Origin of the sequence: Staphylococcus sp. 191 (assembly GCF_011174885.1) — a bacterium.
Lineage (GTDB): Bacteria > Bacillota > Bacilli > Staphylococcales > Staphylococcaceae > Staphylococcus > Staphylococcus coagulans.
On sequence record NZ_PNRJ01000008.1, the window covers coordinates 34,973 to 54,416 of the forward strand.

Below are 19,444 nucleotides of genomic sequence, written 5' to 3' on the forward strand. Positions count from 1 at the left end.
TCAACCCTCAACCGGATAAATCGTGACACCTTTAACAACACGGTTGATAAAGCCATCAGGACTAGGATTATCAGGATTTAAACCGAGTGCCACAGAACGTTTAGCTGCAAGCAATTGTCCAAAAATCAAATATTGTAGTGCTAATTCCATATCTGTGAGCTCTTCAGACTGAGGTAATTTGACTGTATTGTCATTCTCATTTGCTTGCCCATCTAAAATATAAGTTTGATAGCGATCTTTGACTTGTCCAACTTCTTGGATTAAATCTTTTTCGTATTGACGACGATAAGGCTGATTACTGCGCAACATAATAAAAATGGCGTCTGCACTCAATCCAGCTTTCGGACCATGTCTAAAGCCAAGTGTCGTTTCACGTGCAATCTCAGTTTGACCTGCCGTTAATTCATTGAGTTTCAAACTGACTTCTTTTGTGAGTTCGCCAATTAAACCTGTTCCAACATAGAACACTTTCGAAAAATCCAACTGACTCACTGTTTCAGCTTGAGATTCTAACCAATCAAAATTAGATGACGCAATGTCAAAGAATTTTGGACTTACTTTGCCACCGAATAATAAATAACTCGCGAATAACATGGATGAAAAACTTGAAGTCATCGCTAAAGACTTGTCATTCGTTTCGTCAGGTAAGATTACTTTAAAAACGTTGTTAACGCTTTCATTATAGGCTCCTAAAAATCCATCTTTATTATTTGTGATAAACAAATGATAAACATGGCTCGAAAGTTGATTGGCAATCTCGACTGTCGCTTTTGTTTCTGGGCTGTTACCAGAACGCGCAAAGGACACTAACAGATATGCCGTTTGTTGATCAATATAGAGTTGTGGGTCCGTAACAAAGTGCGTTGTCGGAACTGACTCAAATTCAAAATTCGGTAAGACATCTGTATTGCGTGCCATGCGGGCTACGTCCCCCACATAAGCACTTGAACCTGCACCCGTAAAGAGTACCTTTAGTTTTTTACCTTGATTTTCTTGCTCAATTTTGGCAATGAAATTTTTAAATCGTGCTTGTTGTTCTTGTACTAAATCATATGTTTTCTTTAAAGTTGCTGGTTGTTGTTTAATTTCACGATAAGTATGTGTATCATGTAACACAACAATCCCTCCTTCACTCATTCTTTTACATTAACTTGACCGTATACTTGTATTTATGACCGCTTGCGACACTTTGTGTAAATTCAATCACCGCATCGTCCATATAGCTAAAGCGTTCAATAAACATACAACTATCTTCAACGACGCCATTCAACAGTTTGGCATCTTCGCGACTTAATTTACTCGCTGTTAAATTTTCATAGGCGTTCGTAATTTGAATCCCATAATGTTGATTGAGCGTTTCATATAGCGAAACTTCATTGAAGTCAAATTGCTCTAATCCTTCACAATAACGCATCGGCAAATAGCTAATTTCATAGATTAAAGGCACATCATTGGAAAGACGTATGCGCTTTAACTCATAAACATATTGATAAGGCGTTAACTGCATTTTCTCTTGTAAAAAAGGCGTAGATGGGATGAGCTTAATACTTAACATTTTCGTACTCGCCTTATCACCATTCTTCTCAATTTCATCTTTAAAGCTATATAGCTCATTTAAAAATTGATTATATTGACTTCCCAGTACAAATGAACCCTTACCATGTTCGCGCTTAATAATACGATCTTTTTCTAAACGCTCTAACGCTTCGCGCACCGTAATACGACTCACACCGAATTCCTCACATAGATTGCGCTCTGAAGGTATCTTATCTCCCTCCTTAAATTCTCCTGATTTTATACGCTCGTGTATCCCTTGATAAATTTGATAATACAAGGGCATTTTCTCTGACATCACTTTCACCACCTACTGGTTATAACCACTTAAAGCATAAATGTAAATTTGCTATTTTGTCAAGACTATTATGATAATCATTCACTTCCAATAATCACCCTGTGCCTTATTATTATTGTTAAATAGACATTTTTAAAATTTTACTTATCTTTCTATGCTAAAATTTTTAAAATTTTAAATATTTTTTAAGATGTTTTTCTGGTTATAACCACTTGTTATTTTCCAATTATAATTCTCACGATATAAAACCATTCAAACAAGCGTTATTGTGCAATTTTACATCTTTCATAATCTTTCATTTCCCTCAAAAACTGGTATTATTTCTCGACTTACAATAATATTAAAACGTTGTCACTACAGCGTTGGAAGGGTTTACAAAAAACAAAATAAATTATATATTCAATTCGATTACTAAAGATTAGGAGTGCTTAAAAAATGACAAATAGACAAAAACAAAATTTTAGTATTCGTAAATATGCCATTGGAACCGCTTCAGTTTTATTAGGGTTTACTGTTTATATTTCTGCGTCATCAACAGCGTCTGCATCAGAATCAACAAATAATACACCATCGTCAGAAACGCAGTCCCCCCATCAAACCTCGACTCCTTCATCATCATCTGAAGACGACACCTTCGCTACTAAACAGTTAGATGATACCGTTAATGATGATGCTACTATTCATACGCAGACAATACCTGAAGTTGCTCAAACATCAAAGAGTGATACACCACAAGCATCAACAGACTCTCCTTCTCAAACAGCAAGTCAAACTCATGATAAGCCAACAGATGCACAATTAGCTCCAACAACACATTCCAACGAAGCACAATCACAGACTCAAATTAACAACGTTACATCACAACCATCGACTTTTAAGCAAGTTGAAAATGCTCAAAGTGAAGATAAAACAGCACATCCGTTTGAAACCAAACAACTAGACAAGACATCACCTACGGAAAAAACGCAAAATCGGACTGTTCAAAACGTCAAACAATCTGATGTCATTCAAGCCCAACCTTTAGTCATACATGATGCCCCTAAGCCAACTACACCTCAGAACGTCAGTACTATTGATAAACTTACTGCAACAGCACCACGACAAACACAATCAGTGGCTCAGACTGAACAAAACAATACGTCATCAAAAATGATGCAAGCTGAACCAACTGTAGATTTGTTACAGTCCAATCAAATGACAGTGAAAATTGATAAAAATTTCCCTGCTGTAAAACAATACCAATTAAAGAATGGCAAAACGGTTGACGGTCAAGTAGTAGATAACCGACAAATCATCGTAAATGGTGAAATCGTAACGCCAACCGTCTCCTACAAAAAAGTCAACGCCCATACAGCTGAATATGAATTGAGCGCGTTAGACAAAGCACATGCGATAGATGTTCATTTCACATTCCAGTTGTCTGTAGTGGATCGTACAATTGACTTAAAAATGATAGACTATAGCAACCATAATCCGAATGAGATTGTGCGTTCGTTCGGTTTTGCAGATCAATCCCTCGTCTCAGTCAACAACCAACAACGAGATGCACACCTTCAAACAACAAAAATGTCGACAAACACAATGGTCAGTGGCGATAAATCATACGACATAGACGATCAATTTGATTCTGACTTTAACGACTTAATGATGTATGGCTTTGTTTCAAATGACCAATACAGTGCCGGATTGTGGAGTAATGCGCAAATTGGTGTTGGCGGTAGCCAAGATTTTTTACGTGTAGCAGCAACTAGTGTCAAAACAGATGACGGCGTGTCAGTTGGGTTAGGTGCCGCACCATGGATACTTCAACCTTCACCAGCACATCAGGATGCAAAAACACAAGGGTTATTACCACACATTAAAATCGCCATTGCTGAAGATGAAAATCAAGATGGCAAAATCAATTGGCAAGATGGGGCTATTGCCTACCGCAATATTATGAACAATCCTTATAAGTACGAAGAAGTCCCTGAACTTGTAGGTTATCGCATCGCAATGAATTTTGGGTCACAAGCACAAAATCCATTTTTAAAAACATTAGATGGGGTTAAAAAGTTTTATTTGAATACAGATGGCTTGGGTCAATCTATTTTATTGAAAGGTTATAACAGTGAAGGTCACGATTCTGGTCATTTAGATTATGACAATATCGGACAACGTATCGGAGGCGCTAACGACTTTAACACGTTACTATCAAAAGGAGCAGATTATGGTGCACGTTTTGGTGTGCATATCAACGCTTCAGAAACGTATCCAGAATCTAAAGCATTCAATCCTGATCTATTAAAGAAAAATGAAGATGGCACTTATAGTTATGGATGGAATTGGCTCGATCAAGGTTTTAACATTAATGCTGATTACGATTTGACACATCAACGTCAAGCACGTTTTCAAGCCCTTAAAGAGATTGTCGGCGATCGCCTAGATTTTATCTATGTTGATGTATGGGGCAACCAACAATCTGGAGACAACTCTGCTTGGCCTTCTCATCAATTAGCTAAAGAAATTAATGACTTAGGCTGGCGTGTCGGTGTCGAATGGGGACATGGTATGGAATACGATTCAACCTTCCAACACTGGGCAACAGATATTGCATATGGGACTTATGAAAGTAAAGGTATCAACTCAGAGGTCGCACGTTTCATCCGTAACCACCAAAAAGATTCTTGGGTTGCAAATCATGCACCACACTCTGGTGCAGCAGATTTTCCACTGTTAGGTGGCTATAATATGAAAGACTTTGAAGGCTGGCAAGGACGTAATGATTACAATACTTATATTAAAAATATATTTGATGTTGATTTGCCTACTAAATTTTTACAGCATTATAAAGTGATGCGTATTGAAGATGGTCATCCTGTCAAAATGACAGCGAACGGCAAAACAATCAATTGGACACCTGAAATGACCGTAGATTTACAAAATGATGCAGGCGACAAAGTCACTGTTCAACGCAAGTCAAATGACTATGAAAACGATATTAACAACTATCGTTCACGCACAATTTCACTCAATGGCCACACTGTATTAGACGGAGAGCAGTATCTCATTCCTTGGAATTGGGATGCAAATGGGCAACCGCTCACAGGAAGTCAACAAAAGCTCTATCATTGGAATAAAAAAGGCGGCTCATCAACTTGGCAACTCCCTGATACATGGCACACGGACCAAGTCATTTTATATGAATTGACTGAAACAGGGCGAACAAACATGAAAACAATCCCTGTCGATAATAATAAAATTAAATTGGATCATATCAAAGCAGAAACACCTTATGTGATTTATCAAGTTCCACAATCTCATCAACAAGATGTCAATTGGAGTGAAGGCATGCACATTAAAGATGCTGGGTTTAATTCTCAAAAACTTGATGCATGGCAAATCAGTGGTGATGTCGAACAAGTAGGTATATATCAATCTGTAGCGCACAATGACCTACTTAAGATTGATAGCTTGAAACAAAAGACGCAGTTGACACAGCAACTGACAGATTTAAAACCCGGGCAACGTTACGCGCTATACGTTGGTGTCGACAACCGAAGTAAAGCTCAAACACAAATTGCAGTTTCAAACCATGGTCAAGTTTTAGCGACAAACCAAACGCAACAATCGATTGCCAAAAACTATGTCAAAGCGGATGCACATAATACAAGTAAAGTGTCAGAAACTTATAAAGGCGGCGGTAGCTACTTCCAAAATATGTATTTGTATTTTGTCGCACCTCAAGACGGGCAAGTTGATTTCACTATCAGTCGAGAAGCAGGAGAAGGCGCCACTTATTTAGATGATATTCGTGTCGTAGAAAATCCTTCAATACTCATGCATGACGGTGTTTTCCAACAAGACTTCGAAACTGTACCTCAAGGATTATTCCCATTTGTTGTTTCTGAAATTGAAGGGGTAGAAGATAACCGCACACATTTATCCGAAAAAAATGCGCCTTATACACAAAGAGGATGGAATAATAAACGTGTTGATGATGTCATTCAAGGTCATTGGTCGCTCAAAGTGAATGGTCAAGCGGGCAAAGATAAAATGGTTATTCAGACGATTCCACAAAATTTCTATTTCACACCCGGCAAAACATACGAAGTCTCATTTGATTACGAATCTGGTTCTGACGGTAGTTACGCCTTTGCAGTTGGTCACGAAGATATTTCAAAAAATCGTAATTTCAAGATTACACCATTAAAAAATACAATCGATTATCCCCATGCACAACGTGTGACATTCCGAGTGACAGGAAATGAAAATGGACAAACATGGATTGGCATATATTCGACAGACGTTCAACCTGATACAAAAGGTGTCAAAGATAACGGGCAAGTCAATTTTGAAGGCACAAAAGATTTTATTCTCGATAATTTGATTATTCGACCAGTCGATGATGTAATCGATGATACCCCTTCATCAGACAGCCCTTCACGACCGAGTGGCGATGGTTCTACTGACAACACAAGTCTTCCTGAAAACCCGACTGATCAGCAAATAAAACAGGAACCTATTGGAGGCACAACTCAAACAAGCTCACCATCCCACAACGCAACACCAGATCAACATGAATCGACATCAGACAACGCACAATCATCACCTTCAACAAATACTGAAAATTCATCAACACAACAGATACAAAACCGTGTCGCTTCAATTTCAATGGATCAGCCTTATATCAGTACATCAACAACCATCTCATCTGAAAAACATGGGCAAGTTGCAACACTTATGACGCAAGGTACAAATACAATGATTAAAGCATCAGCTAATCAAAAGCGTGTTGAACAACTTCCAGATACAGGTGCACCATCGAAAACATCAACGACACCATTACTCATGGCAATGATTGGCTTTTTCACTACTGTATTTGGACTCCGCCACACACGCCGTAAAAAGCCAACACAGCGTTCTTAAACATTTTTAGACACAGAATCAGGATATTGACGTCCAGTTCCATTCATAAATCGCACTTATCTTGCTAGTATGCTAATATTTACTGCCATAAGTGCTATCTCAAGGTAGGTTTTTTGTCCCTGACCCTTTCAGAAATTCAATTTAGCCTAATTAGTCTGAATACATGTTTTGCATTTTTCTACTAAGCAGTTTATAAATGCAATTAATAAGGATATCTGCATTTGATGCACCAACCCCTCACTATGGCAGTAGTGAGGGGTTTTTAGTGTGGTTATGTTGACTATTTATCGCTACGCTTACGTAACCAATATGCAAATAGCGCAACGATACAACCACTGATGACTGTGGTCGTGATGTGAACAAAGATATCTGTCATTTTTAGCACCCCTCTCTGCGTCTAAATTGACGCCTGAGAGATAGGCGATCTTAATTATGATATCATCTGGAATGTCTGAGTTACAGATAGCTTCCGATAAGGCTAAATATGTTAATTATATAGCGTTTACAGACTCTGTTGCTTAACTTTAATATTTTGTTCATTATCCCGATTTGACTGCGCATTCTTTTTTGTATCTAATCGTAAAATTGTCATTATCATTTATCCTAAAAACATCCCTTTGAGCAAGACACTTTCATTTTTATACGCAATATATTATTGTACTTAACAAACGGAATTAGTTCCGTTTTCCAATCTGCTTTGTTGGATATTCAATCCATATGATATTGACGTTTTTTAGCGTCATCTGTTAAATATGTGTGTGTCATTTTGAAGGGAGTTAATGAAGATGTATGATTTTACGAAGTTAGAAACATTTATCGGTTTGAATAAGCCCGCTCATTTTGAACCGACATTAGAGCATTTGAATCATTATATTCGTCAATATGTGTTACATGTCCCGTTTGAAAATATCAATGTTCAAAATCTTTTACCTCTTGCTGTGAATAATGCATCCATGATTCAAAAAATAACAGAACGGCATCAAGGGGGAATCTGTTATGAAAACAATCGACTCACATATGAATATTTGAGTCAACACGGCTATGATATGCATTTCATTGCAGCTACCGTTAATCAAGGTGAAGAAAAAGGATGGGCTGCTGAAAATGTTCATATGACGACCATTGCGACACTCAATGGCGCACGTTATTTAGTTGAAACCGGCTTTGGCGAATCCCCATTAATGGCGGTTCCACTTAGTGGCGAAATTGTAAAAGATACAACAAAACGACAGGTCTATAAAATCAAATATATTGATAATACAACATTTGACTTACTAAAAAAAATGAATGACCAATGGATAATTCAATATCGTGCGGTTGATCATTATCTAAAATTTAGAGACTTTGAAAATGCGATGGTTTATAACCAAACAAGTTTAGATTCACATTTTGTGACGGACCCTTTACTTGTTAAAAATTGGGAAACAGGTCATGTAACGATGACTGGAAGAAATTTAACAGTGACTGACCAAGGTAAAAAAGAAAAACGCCCCGTAACTCGAGAAAATTATCGTCAATTTTTAGCAGATTATTTTAACATTACTCAGACACCGATTTTATTTTTTGAACCTGAGGAAACAGAGTAGAGAGAAAGGAAACCTTAAATATGGAATTGCCTTATATTGATAAATTGGATCGTGACTTACGTGACTTCGCCTCAACAATGTATGGCACCACACTTTCAACCGAAACTTTACAAGCTTATCGTCAACAAATCCTTCGCCATGCCAAGACCTCAGTTGACGCTGACTTGGATGTAACGATTGATAAGCAAACTTTATCGACTGAAGTAGGAGAGGTCGATGTGTTGCTGTTCAACCCCCATCAAAGTCAACAACGACGGCCTGTTTATCTCTATATGCATGGCGGTGGCACAATCTCTGGTGATGCGCATTTGGATAATCAAGACAATGCACGTCTTGCACATGACCTCAATTGTCTCGTTGTGTCTATTGACTATCACCTTGCCCCTGAGACCGTATTTCCCGGGCAATTAAATGAATGTTATGGTGTGTTGAAATGGGTCGTTCAACATGCGGATGCGCTATATATCGATGTGTCGCGCATTGCCATTGGCGGTAGTAGCGCAGGTGGCTTACTCTCTGCTAGCTTGGCACAACTCGCACAAGACCGTCATGAAATCAATATCGTATTCCAAAATCTGCATATTCCAATGTTGGACATTGCGACAACCTATCAACGTCCCACTAATCCTTATGTAGGTCATTACGGTTGGACATATGAAATGAATGCATTTGCGTGGCAACAATATCTCGGCGAAGCATTCGAGAAAACAACGCTTCCACCTTACGCAGTCCCTGCGCAACGACAAGATGTGTCACAATTACCTGCGACGCTGATTACGGTAGGTAGCTTAGATTTATTTGTCGATGAAGCAATTCAGTATGCACAACGTTTAATACAAGCAGGTGTATCGACTGAACTGCATATATACCCTGGCTTATTTCATCTTGGTGAACTTATTCCTGAAGCACGTGTGGCACGCCAAATCTATCATGATCGTGTCAATGCGTTGAAACGGGCATTTTATGACTAAAACGTGCTAAGCGTCTGAATCTGGATTGTAAGTATACTTTTCAAGTGACATGCCAATGATTCAGACGCTTATTTTTTATCTCTTATATTATGTGATACTGAGCATACGATCTAAACTTTGTTTCGCATACTTCGCAGTTTCTTGGTCTACCTTAATAATTTGATCTCGGTCTCCAACCATAATCTTATCTAAACACCACGCAAGATGAGGTAAATCAATGCGATTCATTGTCAAACACGCACACATCAGTGGGTTTAACGATTCAATATGCAGATCCGTATACGTCTTTTTCAATCGCTCTACGAGATTCATCTCTGTCCCAATGAGCCAATACGACCCCTTTGGTGCATTTTTAATCTTATCGATAATATAACGTGTTGAACCTGCATAATCTGCTGCTTGAACCACATCAAACGGACATTCTGGATGCACGAGCACGTTTACTTCTGGATTTTTTTCACGCCCTATTTCAATATGCGCTTTATGAAATTTCTCATGAACAGAACAATGTCCTTTCCACAATACAATACGTAACTGATCATCACGTCCGTCGTAATCTAATTGTTTTTTAATCGGATCCCAGACTGCCATATGTTCTAAAGGTACACCTAATTCATAGGCAGTATTACGACCTAAATGTTGATCAGGCAAAAACAAAATCGTTTTACCTTGTTGCAACGCCCATTTAACAACTGATTTTGCATTACCACTTGTGACACAAGAACCTCCATGTTCACCCACAAATTTCTTAATGGCTGCTGTCGAATTAACATAAGTGAGTGGCAAAATATCTAGATGATATTGTTGTGTAAGAACATCATAGCTATGAAGCGCTTGTTGAATATTCGCCATATCCGCCATGGAACATCCTGCAGATAAATCGGGCAAATAAATATCTTGATGGTCGTCTGTGAGTATATCTGCCGTTTCTGCCATAAAATGCACACCGTTAAATACAAAATATTCCGCTTGCGTGTTTGCTTTACAAATACGTGCTAACTCTAATGAATCACCCGTAATATCAGCAAATTGAACCACTTCATCTTTTTGATAATGATGTGTCGGCATAAACAAACGGTCTCCCAATGTGTCTTTAATCGATTGAATATGATTTTCCAACTCTGCTTGTGTCATTTTCAAATAGTGTTCAGGAATAGATTTTGTCGCTGTTAACATCGGATTAAACAATTACATCACAACCTTTGCAGAAATATCAAGCGCTTTTGAAGCATAAAATAAAGCACCCATAGAAATAAAATCAACACCCGCTTCGGCATACGCGACAATATTCTCTTCGTTGATATTGCCCGAAGCCTCCGTTTGAATAAAATCTGGAACGAGATGAATATGCTGCTGTATCCACTCTGGTTGTTGATTATCAAACATAATGACATCTACACCTGCTGCTATCGCTGTTTTCAACATCGTTTCATTTTCGATTTCAACTTCTAGCTTATCCATTGGGCCTAAAAAGCCTTTAGCTTTTTCAATCGCTTCTTTCATTGAATCACTAAAATCAATATGATTGTCTTTTAACATCAAACCATCATTCAATGAACGTCGATGATTCAATCCGCCTCCAACAGTTACTGCATACTTTTCAAAGATTGCTAGTCCAGGCGTTGTTTTACGTGTATCGACAATACGTGCATCGGTATGGGCAATTTGTTGTGAGATGCGTTGTGTCATCGTCGCAATCCCAGACATGCGCTGTATCAAATTTAATACGATACGTTCCATCGTTAAAAGCGTCGGAATCGTGCCTGTAATTTCTGCGATAATCTCTCCAACCTGCACGGATGCACCATCTTTAATCTTTTGATCCACTTCAGTCGTTGGATCAAGTAATGCAAAAGCTTCTGCAATGATGACTTCTCCACAAAATATGCCCGCTTCTTTCGCTTTAATCATGAGTGTGCCTTCTGAATAGCGATCAAAAATGCGCGTCGCCAAATCTCCCTGTTGGTTATCTTCAATGTAATATTGATTGATTTTTTCTCTGACGGACAACCGATTCAACATGTTCTTGACCTCCCCTATTCATTTCTATCACTTTGTCTTGCCATTCTGTTTCACGTGCTGGATAATCTTTTCGATAATGTACACCTCTTGACTCTTCTCGCCTTAATGCGGAATGGCATATCGTCTGTAACAACTTAAGAATACTGTAATTTTGCCATGTTTCATGAGTGACTGTGCTTGTTTGGTGTGCATCATCTAATAACGTTTCAATCATTTGCAAATAGTGTGCCATCGCTTTTTGTTCACGCTCGACACCTAAAACTTCAAAGCTATATTGTTGTACTTTTTGCACATGCTGCCGCTGAATGATTGGAATATGACACACCTGTTCTTGTGGTTCCCAATTTACATGCACTAAATGCTGATTAATCACTTCCGCGCAGTTCGCTCCCATGACTAAGCCTTCTAACAATGAATTACTCGCTAAACGATTCGCACCATGGAAATTAGTACAAGCGGCTTCCCCAATCACAAACACATTCTCGATTTGCGTTTGGCCATGAATATTTGCTTGAATCCCTCCAACCGTATAATGCGCACCGGGCGTAATAGGAATTCTTTTTTCTGCTAATGCTTGAGGCATGTCTCGTTGAATTGCTTTAAAAATGGTAGGGAAACGTTGTTCAAAATGTGCCACTTCACTGATGTCGATGTAACATTGGTGACCTTGCTGTTGTTGTTGAAAAATAGCACGACTCGTCACATCTCGAGGTGCCAAACTTTTCATAGGGTGGATATCATCCATGAATGCAACATTCTCATCATTGATTAACACGCCTCCCGCGCCACGTACAGCTTCTGAGACGAGACCATAAGCTTGATCAGGTGTCCCTAGCAATGTTGGGTGAAATTGAATCATCTCCATACTTTCTAGTGTCAATTGATGACGTAAAGCAATCACAGCACCGGTCGCCACACTCTCAGACACATTCGAATGTGTTGTAAAAACATTACTCACACCTCCAGATGCAAATACCACAGCATCTGCTTCAATCGTGCGCTGGATTTGATTTTCATCGATAGCTAAAACGCCACACACTTCATTATGACTATTTTTGACAAGGTCGATGACTTCCATCGCTTCGTGTATTGTGAAACGTGGATGACTCAAATGATGCACCATATGTTGCGCGATGTAATAACCTGTCTGGTCCCCACCAGCATGTAAAATTCTAGGTTTCTGATGTGCGCCTTCCATACCATAAAGCAAGTGTTGCATTTCGTCTCTATCAAACGGCAAACCTTCATCTATCAACTGTTCGATAAGCGGATAACTTTGTTGGATGACCGTTTTAAGCATGTGAAGATCTCCCATTTGCGCCCCTGCTTCAAATGTATCACGTGCATGCTGTTCACCTTGATCTTCTTCATATTTTGAAAAACAAATGCCTCCTTGTGCAAAGTAACTATTATTTTGACTCAGACGGTCTTTAGTGACACAAATCACTTCAATGTCTGACTTCAAAGCGCGTATGAATGATAAAGCTGCAATACCACTACCGACAATAATAACACGCAATTTATTTACACATCTGTTTACACTAATATATACATATATGTTGACATTTATATACGCACTGATTTTGTCACAAAAAAACGATAAATGCAAGTGGAGGAAAAAAATAATGATTTATTTAGACAATGCGTCGACAACTAAACCTGATTCTGAAGTGCTATCGCTCTATCAAGAAGCACAAGCCTCAATGTACTTTAATAGCGAAAGTCTACACATTGGCGGAGAAATGATAAAAGAAACACTCCATTCATGTCGGACTTATATTCAACGCTACTTTAATACGACGAAAGAGATACTTTTTACGACAAGCGGTTCACACGCCAACTTAATCGCGATACAAAATTATTTAACGTCACACAAACAAGGGACCGTCGTGGTCTCCCCTTATGAGCACCCTTCTATATGGGCTGCACTTGCGCAATACGAACCTCAAATTACGGTCGTTCAAATGCCATTAAACGACCAAGCTGAAATTGATATCGCTGCGCTCGAACAGTTGCTCAATCAAGACACTTTATTAATCATCGCACAGCACGTGAATTCTGAGACAGGCTACATCTTACCTATTGAAGCGATAGCGACACTGGCACATCAGTACCATATTCCTTTTCATGTGGACGGTGTTCAAGCCGTACAAAAGATTGAACGCACATCACTCGATCAAATCTGTACTTCCTATTCGTTTTCTGGGCATAAATTCCATGGGACAAAAGGGAGCGGTGTAGTCGCCATGTCTCATGCTTATGTCCGTCCTTTAAATCAACATTATTTTCATGAACAGGGAACACGTAATGGTACACTAGACTTGCCTAGTATTCTTGCACTGACGAAAGCTTTGACCTTAACGTCGCATTTCGACCATTTACAACGTCTCCACCACTATGCAAAACAGCGCGCTGAAATGATTGGTTTCACAGTCTTAACGTTCACACAGCAAGCACCCCATATTTTAGGTTTAATGACACCTCACTTTGAAGGTCAATGGTTAATGCAGTCACTGTCTAGTCGGAATATATGCATTTCCACTGGAACAGCCTGTGGTCATGGGGTATTATTGAGTCAAGGCCTGATTCATAAAATCCAACATGACCAACTACAACCTGATCAATATATTAGAATTTCATTTTCAAAAGAAACGACAATCGATGAAATTGATCAGTGCTTTAGTCAAATTGATCATATTTTTAAAGGGGTGCCCACCAATGAGTCCAGCTGAAAAAAGACGCAAAAAAATAGTCGAGCTTCTTAAACAATCGGATAGACCCATTAAAGGCGGGGATCTGAGTGAAATGTTTGACGTTTCTCGACAAATTATTGTTAAAGATATTTCTCATTTAAAAACACAAGATTATCCTATTCACTCTACTAGCAAAGGTTATTTCTTCAATGATAAACCTCAAGGAAGGCCGTTTAAACGTGTCATCATGTGTGAGCATGACGACACGCAAATCGAAAAAGAATTAACAACCATTGTTGAAAATGGTGCCATGATTGATAATGTCTCTGTCGAACACCCTATTTACGGTACGATCCAAGCTGAATTGATGATTGAATCCATTGAAAACATTCAATCCTTTGTTGAGGATATGGCAAAATATCAAGGCACAATGTTAGCAGAATTAACAGACTTGATTCATTTGCATACCATTTCAGCAGATTCCGAAAAAATACTTGATAATGCCGTTCGAGACTTACAACAACAAGGTTTTATCGTTGACGTTCAATCATAATAAAAGATGACGCATTGATGATATACGCTCAAAATAAAACCATCATGAGTTGTCACAACTTCAAACACGCGTTGTAGCTCACTTATCTATAAAAAATATGCTCCTTTCAAAGTTTCCATGCTTTCAATGTCCACTTTGAAAAGAGCATATTTTCATTTTCAAGCTCATTAAGCTCGAGGCATCAGCTGAAGACACATCTTCAAGTGCTGTATGATGGGTATCGTAAGCCTCAACTTACATAATGCCAATCAGTTTCATCCAAAGCGAGCCAATACCTAACCAAATGATAAAATAAACAATACTTAATATAAAGTTCATCGTCCACCAACGCTGTTGACTGACATAGCCTGATGCAAAAAGAATAGGTGCAGGCCCACTACTATAATGCGTTGTGGATGCAAGTAAGTTACCAAAAAAGCCAAGCATCAAAGCACTGAACAATGGTGGCGCACCCGCTGCTATTGCGACACCCAATAACGCTGCGTACATCGCACTGACGTGTGCGGTCGCACTTGCAAATAGATAATGTGAATAAAAATAGAAAATGACTAAAATAACCAATACAATAGGCCAGCTGAGTCCACCTAGGCTGTGCGCAATCGCATGACTCAACCAAGGAATGAAGCCCAATTCATTCAATTGACCAGCCATAAGTACCAGTACTGAGAACCATATTAAAGTATTCCATGCCCCGGTTTCATTAAGAATATCTTTCCAATTCAACACACCTGTTAAAAGTAATAAAGATAATGCAATAAAAGCAGTGAGTGTTGTATCAATATGCACAAAACTTCCAATAATCCACAGAACAAGCGCAATTAAGAAAATTCCGATCATAAACTTTTCTTGTAATGCGATATTCCCCATTTTTTCTAATTCTTTTTCCGCCCAACTTTTGGCGTTTGGTGTTTCTTTAATCGTTGGGGGATAGATTTTATAAATTATAAACGGCACAACAATTAAAGAAATCAAACCCGGTACTAAAGCAGCTAAAAACCAATTCATCCATGTAATTTGTACTTTAGCTGTACTCTCTGCAAGATTTTGTGCTAATGGGTTACCAGCCATAGCTGTTAAAAACATTGCTGCTGTAATCAAATTACCTTGGAACTCTGTAAAAATAAGAAAAGCACCCACTTTGCGTTCCGTATGATCTTTCGGCGAGGAACCAAATGATTCCGATAAGGATTTAATGATAGGATACATAATTCCCCCGGCACGTGCGGTATTACTTGGTGTCGCAGGTGCCAAAATCAAATCCACACCGACCAACGAATAGGCTAAGCCGAGGGTTTTCTTACCAAATATTTTAACGAAATGTAATGCGATACGTTGTCCTAGCCCTGTTTTCACAAAACCCCTTGAAATAAAAAACGCAATCGCAATCAACCAAATGCTATTGTTGCCAAACCCTTGCACAGCCGTTTTCATATCAACAATGCCACAAGCGACCATCAGTGTAAAACCGATAATTGAAACAGCGCCAATCGGCATCGGCTGTGTAATACAAGCAATAATCGTTGCTACGAAAATCGCCAACATATACCACGCTTGAGGATCCACTGCATCAGGCTTGAAAGGCATCAACACCCAAATCAATAAACCTACCACAATTGGAATAATAAATTTATGATACTTTACATTATTTTCCATAACCATCTTCCTTTTATTTTTTTAAATGATTATTATATACCAATAGTAACATAGCCCGTTCTCATAAATAAATCGACACTCTTAAAATATTCACAGTTTTTTAACAAATATAAAATTAAGAATAAAAGTGCTTATATGCTAACGTTTTTCTATACATATTATAATAATAATTCACTGATTTTCTATTAAAAATTTATTTTCTTTATATGAAAAACCTTTACCTTTTTATAAGAGTATACTATAATGATTGTGAAATTATTCACAATATAGTGGGAGGTATTCAATATGACTACAGTAGTAAAAGAACAGAAACAAGAAACAGATGTTTTTGAAATGATTCATCTGCTGGCTCAAAACGGCCAAGCTGCCCTTGAAGGACTCTCAAAAAAATCACAGGCTGAAATTGATCACATCGTTCATGAAATGAGCATGGCTGCGGTGGATCAACATATGGCACTTGCTCGCCATGCTTGTGAAGAAACAGGACGTGGTGTATACGAAGACAAAGCCATTAAAAACCTCTATGCATCTGAGTATATTTGGAACTCCATTAAAGATGATCAAACTGTCGGTATCATTGATCAAGATGACCAAAGAGGTTTGACATATGTCGCTGAACCTGTCGGCATCATCTGTGGGGTAACACCAACAACTAACCCAACATCAACGACTATCTTTAAAGCAATCATAGCAATTAAAACAGGTAACCCGATCATCTTCGCTTTCCACCCAAGTGCACAACAATCTTCAAAAGCAGCAGCCCAAGTTGTTTTAGAAGCAGCCATCCGTGCCGGCGCACCTGAACATTGTATTCAATGGATTGAACATCCATCAGTTGAAGCAACAAAACAATTAATGAACCATGAAAGCATCGCATTAGTATTGGCTACAGGTGGTTCTGGAATGGTTAAATCTGCTTACTCAACAGGTAAACCTGCTTTAGGTGTTGGACCAGGTAACGTCCCTGCTTATGTTGAAAAATCCGCTAAAATTAAACGTGTTGTCAACGATATCATCGGTTCTAAAACTTTTGATAATGGAATGATTTGTGCATCAGAACAAGCCGCAATAGTAGATAAAGACATCTATCAAGAAGTTAAAAAAGAATTCGAAGCACATCAATGTTATTTTGTGAAAAATAATGAGCTCAAAAAATTAGAAGCAGCTGTGATGAAGGATGACCGCTCTGCAGTGCGCCCTGACATCGTAGGACGTCCAGCTGTAAAAATTGCTGAAATGGCTGGAATTAAAGTACCGGAAGGCACAAAAATGTTAATCGCTGAACTAAAAGGTGTCGGTGAAGACTATCCTTTATCAAAAGAAAAACTCTCACCTGTACTTGCTATGGTCAAAGCCACTTCAACAGAGCACGCCTTTGATTTATGTGAAGCAATGCTACATTTAGGTGGCTTAGGTCATACAGCTGTCATTCATACTGAAGATGAACAACTCCAAGAAAAATTTGGTCTTAGAATGAAAGCTTGTCGTATTCTTGTAAATACACCATCATCTGCTGGAGGTATTGGTGATATGTATAATGAATTAATTCCTTCCTTAACTTTAGGTTGTGGTTCATATGGTAAAAACTCAGTTTCCCATAACGTTTCTGCAACAGACTTAATTAATATTAAAACGATTTCAAAACGCCGCAACAATATGCAATGGGTAAAATTGCCACCAAAAGTTTATTTTGAACAAAATTCACTTCTTTATTTAGCTGAAATGGATAAAGTAGAGCGCGTTGTGATCATTTGTGACCCAGGTATGGTGGAATTCGGCTATACATCTTTAGTGGAAGGCGTCCTCAGACGTAGAAAAATTGAACCTCAAATTAAAGTATTCAGTGAAGTTGAACCGAACCCTTCTACAGATACTGTATATAGCGGTCTCGATATGATTACAACTTTTAAACCAGATACAATCATTGCGCTTGGTGGGGGTTCTGCAATGGATGCTGCGAAAGCAATGTGGATGTTCTTTGAGCACCCAGAAACATCTTTCTTTGGCGCTAAACAAAAATTCTTAGACATACGTAAACGTACGTATAAAATTGGAAAACCTGAAAACACAAAATTCATTTGTATCCCTACAACTTCAGGTACAGGTTCAGAAGTGACACCATTTGCTGTTATCACAGATAGTGAAACACATGTTAAATACCCTCTCGCTGACTATGCACTTACACCAGACATTGCCATTGTTGACCCACAATTTGTAATGAGTGTGCCAAAAAGTGTAACAGCAGATACAGGGATGGACGTTTTAACACATGCCATTGAATCTTATGTATCTGTTATGGCATCTGATTATACAAGAGGTTTAAGCTTACAAGCGATTAAACTTACTTTTGAATATTTAAAATCATCTGTCGAAAAAGGTGATAAAATTTCAAGAGAAAAAATGCATAACGCTTCAACAATGGCAGGTATGGCATTTGCCAATGCATTTTTAGGTATCTCTCACTCAATTGCACATAAAATCGGTGGAGAATATCACATTCCACACGGACGTACAAATGCAATCTTATTGCCACATGTTATTCGCTATAATGCTAGAGATCCGCAAAAACATACCCTTTTCCCTAAATACGAATTTTTCAGAGCGGATACAGACTATGCAGACATCGCTAAATTCTTAGGACTCAAAGGAAATACAACAGAAGAACTTGTGGAAGCTCTTGCTACAGCTGTCTATGAGTTAGGTCATTCAGTCGGAATAAAAATGAACTTAAAATCACAAGGTGTGACAGAAGAAGTACTCAATGCGACGATTGATCGTATGGCTGAATTATCTTACGAAGACCAATGTACAACTGCCAATCCAAAAGAACCTTTAATCAGTGAACTGAAAGGTATCATTCAAGCCGCTTATGATTGTGAAGCATAACGATTTTTCAGCATCACCTATTCAAATTTAAAATTCGGGGCGCCTGGGACATCGCTACACCTTTATCCGTAAACGACTCTTAACCCTCATAAAACCAATGAGGGACGCAGCCCAATTCAACTATACCCAAACTGCATTGTCCCGGGCGCCCCATTATTGTCGATGTATCAATTTTAGTCATAAAATGCTGAAGAACGTTAAAAATATTGGGACAATCAATCCCATAATAAATAGCGCTAAGATGATTTTAATAGAAAATTGTCTTAGCGCTTCCTTTTTATGATGAAACTTCGTATTATATGACTTCGTTTGTATAAATT

13 protein-coding genes are annotated in these 19,444 nt (G+C 38.4%); 6 read left to right on the forward strand and 7 right to left on the reverse strand.

Annotation, left to right across the window (positions count from 1 at the left end; all coding sequences use genetic code 11):
• Both C1H58_RS07285 and C1H58_RS07290 read right to left on the reverse strand, forming a co-directional pair.
• Positions 1–1,116 carry an SIS domain-containing protein gene (locus C1H58_RS07285; protein ID WP_165545799.1) on the reverse strand — a complete coding sequence of 372 codons (1,116 nt, stop codon included), beginning with the start codon at positions 1,114–1,116 and terminating at the stop codon, positions 1–3.
• A gap of 25 nt (positions 1,117–1,141) precedes the next feature.
• Positions 1,142–1,852, reverse strand: a complete 711-nt coding sequence (locus C1H58_RS07290; protein ID WP_165545800.1) for a GntR family transcriptional regulator — start codon at positions 1,850–1,852, stop codon at positions 1,142–1,144.
• Positions 1,853–2,287: 435 nt separating this feature from the next.
• Between C1H58_RS07290 and C1H58_RS07295 the strand changes: the two genes are divergently transcribed.
• Positions 2,288–6,760 carry an endo-alpha-N-acetylgalactosaminidase family protein gene (locus C1H58_RS07295; RefSeq protein WP_165545801.1) on the forward strand — a complete coding sequence of 1,491 codons (4,473 nt, stop codon included), beginning with the start codon at positions 2,288–2,290 and terminating at the stop codon, positions 6,758–6,760.
• Positions 6,761–7,040: 280 nt separating this feature from the next.
• Here the strand turns inward: C1H58_RS07295 and C1H58_RS07300 are convergent, their stop codons facing one another.
• The gene (locus tag C1H58_RS07300; protein WP_165545802.1) at positions 7,041–7,136 is read right to left on the reverse strand and encodes a type I toxin-antitoxin system Fst family toxin; all 96 of its coding nucleotides are present in this window, start codon (positions 7,134–7,136) and stop codon (positions 7,041–7,043) included.
• Between the two features lie 409 nt (positions 7,137–7,545).
• Between C1H58_RS07300 and C1H58_RS07305 the strand changes: the two genes are divergently transcribed.
• Together C1H58_RS07305 and C1H58_RS07310 are read left to right on the forward strand one after the other, a co-directional pair.
• Positions 7,546–8,346 carry an arylamine N-acetyltransferase family protein gene (locus tag C1H58_RS07305; RefSeq protein WP_165545803.1) on the forward strand — a complete coding sequence of 267 codons (801 nt, stop codon included), beginning with the start codon at positions 7,546–7,548 and terminating at the stop codon, positions 8,344–8,346.
• Between the two features lie 20 nt (positions 8,347–8,366).
• The gene (locus tag C1H58_RS07310; RefSeq protein ID WP_165545804.1) at positions 8,367–9,317 is read left to right on the forward strand and encodes an alpha/beta hydrolase; all 951 of its coding nucleotides are present in this window, start codon (positions 8,367–8,369) and stop codon (positions 9,315–9,317) included.
• Positions 9,318–9,404: 87 nt separating this feature from the next.
• Here C1H58_RS07310 and nadA read toward each other — a convergent pair whose 3' ends face one another.
• From nadA to C1H58_RS07325, 3 genes are read right to left on the reverse strand one after another with little or no spacing between them, the layout of a single operon-like run.
• The gene (nadA, locus tag C1H58_RS07315; protein WP_165545805.1) at positions 9,405–10,505 is read right to left on the reverse strand and encodes a quinolinate synthase NadA; all 1,101 of its coding nucleotides are present in this window, start codon (positions 10,503–10,505) and stop codon (positions 9,405–9,407) included.
• The gene (nadC, locus tag C1H58_RS07320; protein ID WP_182280769.1) at positions 10,506–11,339 is read right to left on the reverse strand and encodes a carboxylating nicotinate-nucleotide diphosphorylase; all 834 of its coding nucleotides are present in this window, start codon (positions 11,337–11,339) and stop codon (positions 10,506–10,508) included.
• Entirely contained in the window at positions 11,290–12,858 is a 1,569-nt protein-coding gene (locus C1H58_RS07325; RefSeq protein WP_165545806.1) for an L-aspartate oxidase, read from the reverse strand. The genes nadC and C1H58_RS07325 overlap by 50 nt, the downstream gene beginning before the upstream one ends.
• Positions 12,859–12,964: 106 nt before the next feature.
• Here C1H58_RS07325 and C1H58_RS07330 point away from each other — a divergent pair, with 106 nt between their 5' ends.
• Both C1H58_RS07330 and C1H58_RS07335 read left to right on the forward strand, forming a co-directional pair.
• The gene (locus C1H58_RS07330) at positions 12,965–14,071 is read left to right on the forward strand and encodes a cysteine desulfurase family protein (protein ID WP_165545807.1); all 1,107 of its coding nucleotides are present in this window, start codon (positions 12,965–12,967) and stop codon (positions 14,069–14,071) included.
• Positions 14,058–14,585 carry a transcription repressor NadR gene (locus C1H58_RS07335; RefSeq protein WP_165545808.1) on the forward strand — a complete coding sequence of 176 codons (528 nt, stop codon included), beginning with the start codon at positions 14,058–14,060 and terminating at the stop codon, positions 14,583–14,585. The genes C1H58_RS07330 and C1H58_RS07335 overlap by 14 nt, the downstream gene beginning before the upstream one ends.
• Positions 14,586–14,819: 234 nt before the next feature.
• Here the strand turns inward: C1H58_RS07335 and C1H58_RS07340 are convergent, their stop codons facing one another.
• Positions 14,820–16,238, reverse strand: a complete 1,419-nt coding sequence (locus C1H58_RS07340; protein WP_165545809.1) for an anion permease — start codon at positions 16,236–16,238, stop codon at positions 14,820–14,822.
• Between the two features lie 285 nt (positions 16,239–16,523).
• Here C1H58_RS07340 and adhE point away from each other — a divergent pair, with 285 nt between their 5' ends.
• On the forward strand, positions 16,524–19,124 hold the full coding sequence (gene adhE / locus C1H58_RS07345; protein WP_165545810.1) for a bifunctional acetaldehyde-CoA/alcohol dehydrogenase: 2,601 nt from the start codon (positions 16,524–16,526) through the stop codon (positions 19,122–19,124).
• Positions 19,125–19,444 lie beyond the last annotated feature (320 nt).

Coding starts and splice junctions, on each gene's coding strand:
- C1H58_RS07290 (WP_165545800.1), bottom strand. CDS start 1,852: ATGTCAGAGAAAATGCCCTTGTATTATCAAATTTATCAAGGGATACAC.
- C1H58_RS07295 (WP_165545801.1), top strand. CDS start 2,288: ATGACAAATAGACAAAAACAAAATTTTAGTATTCGTAAATATGCCATT.
- C1H58_RS07300 (WP_165545802.1), bottom strand. CDS start 7,136: ATGACAGATATCTTTGTTCACATCACGACCACAGTCATCAGTGGTTGT.
- C1H58_RS07305 (WP_165545803.1), top strand. CDS start 7,546: ATGTATGATTTTACGAAGTTAGAAACATTTATCGGTTTGAATAAGCCC.
- C1H58_RS07310 (WP_165545804.1), top strand. CDS start 8,367: ATGGAATTGCCTTATATTGATAAATTGGATCGTGACTTACGTGACTTC.
- nadC (WP_182280769.1), bottom strand. CDS start 11,339: ATGTTGAATCGGTTGTCCGTCAGAGAAAAAATCAATCAATATTACATT.
- C1H58_RS07330 (WP_165545807.1), top strand. CDS start 12,965: ATGATTTATTTAGACAATGCGTCGACAACTAAACCTGATTCTGAAGTG.
- C1H58_RS07335 (WP_165545808.1), top strand. CDS start 14,058: ATGAGTCCAGCTGAAAAAAGACGCAAAAAAATAGTCGAGCTTCTTAAA.
- C1H58_RS07340 (WP_165545809.1), bottom strand. CDS start 16,238: ATGGAAAATAATGTAAAGTATCATAAATTTATTATTCCAATTGTGGTA.
- adhE (WP_165545810.1), top strand. CDS start 16,524: ATGACTACAGTAGTAAAAGAACAGAAACAAGAAACAGATGTTTTTGAA.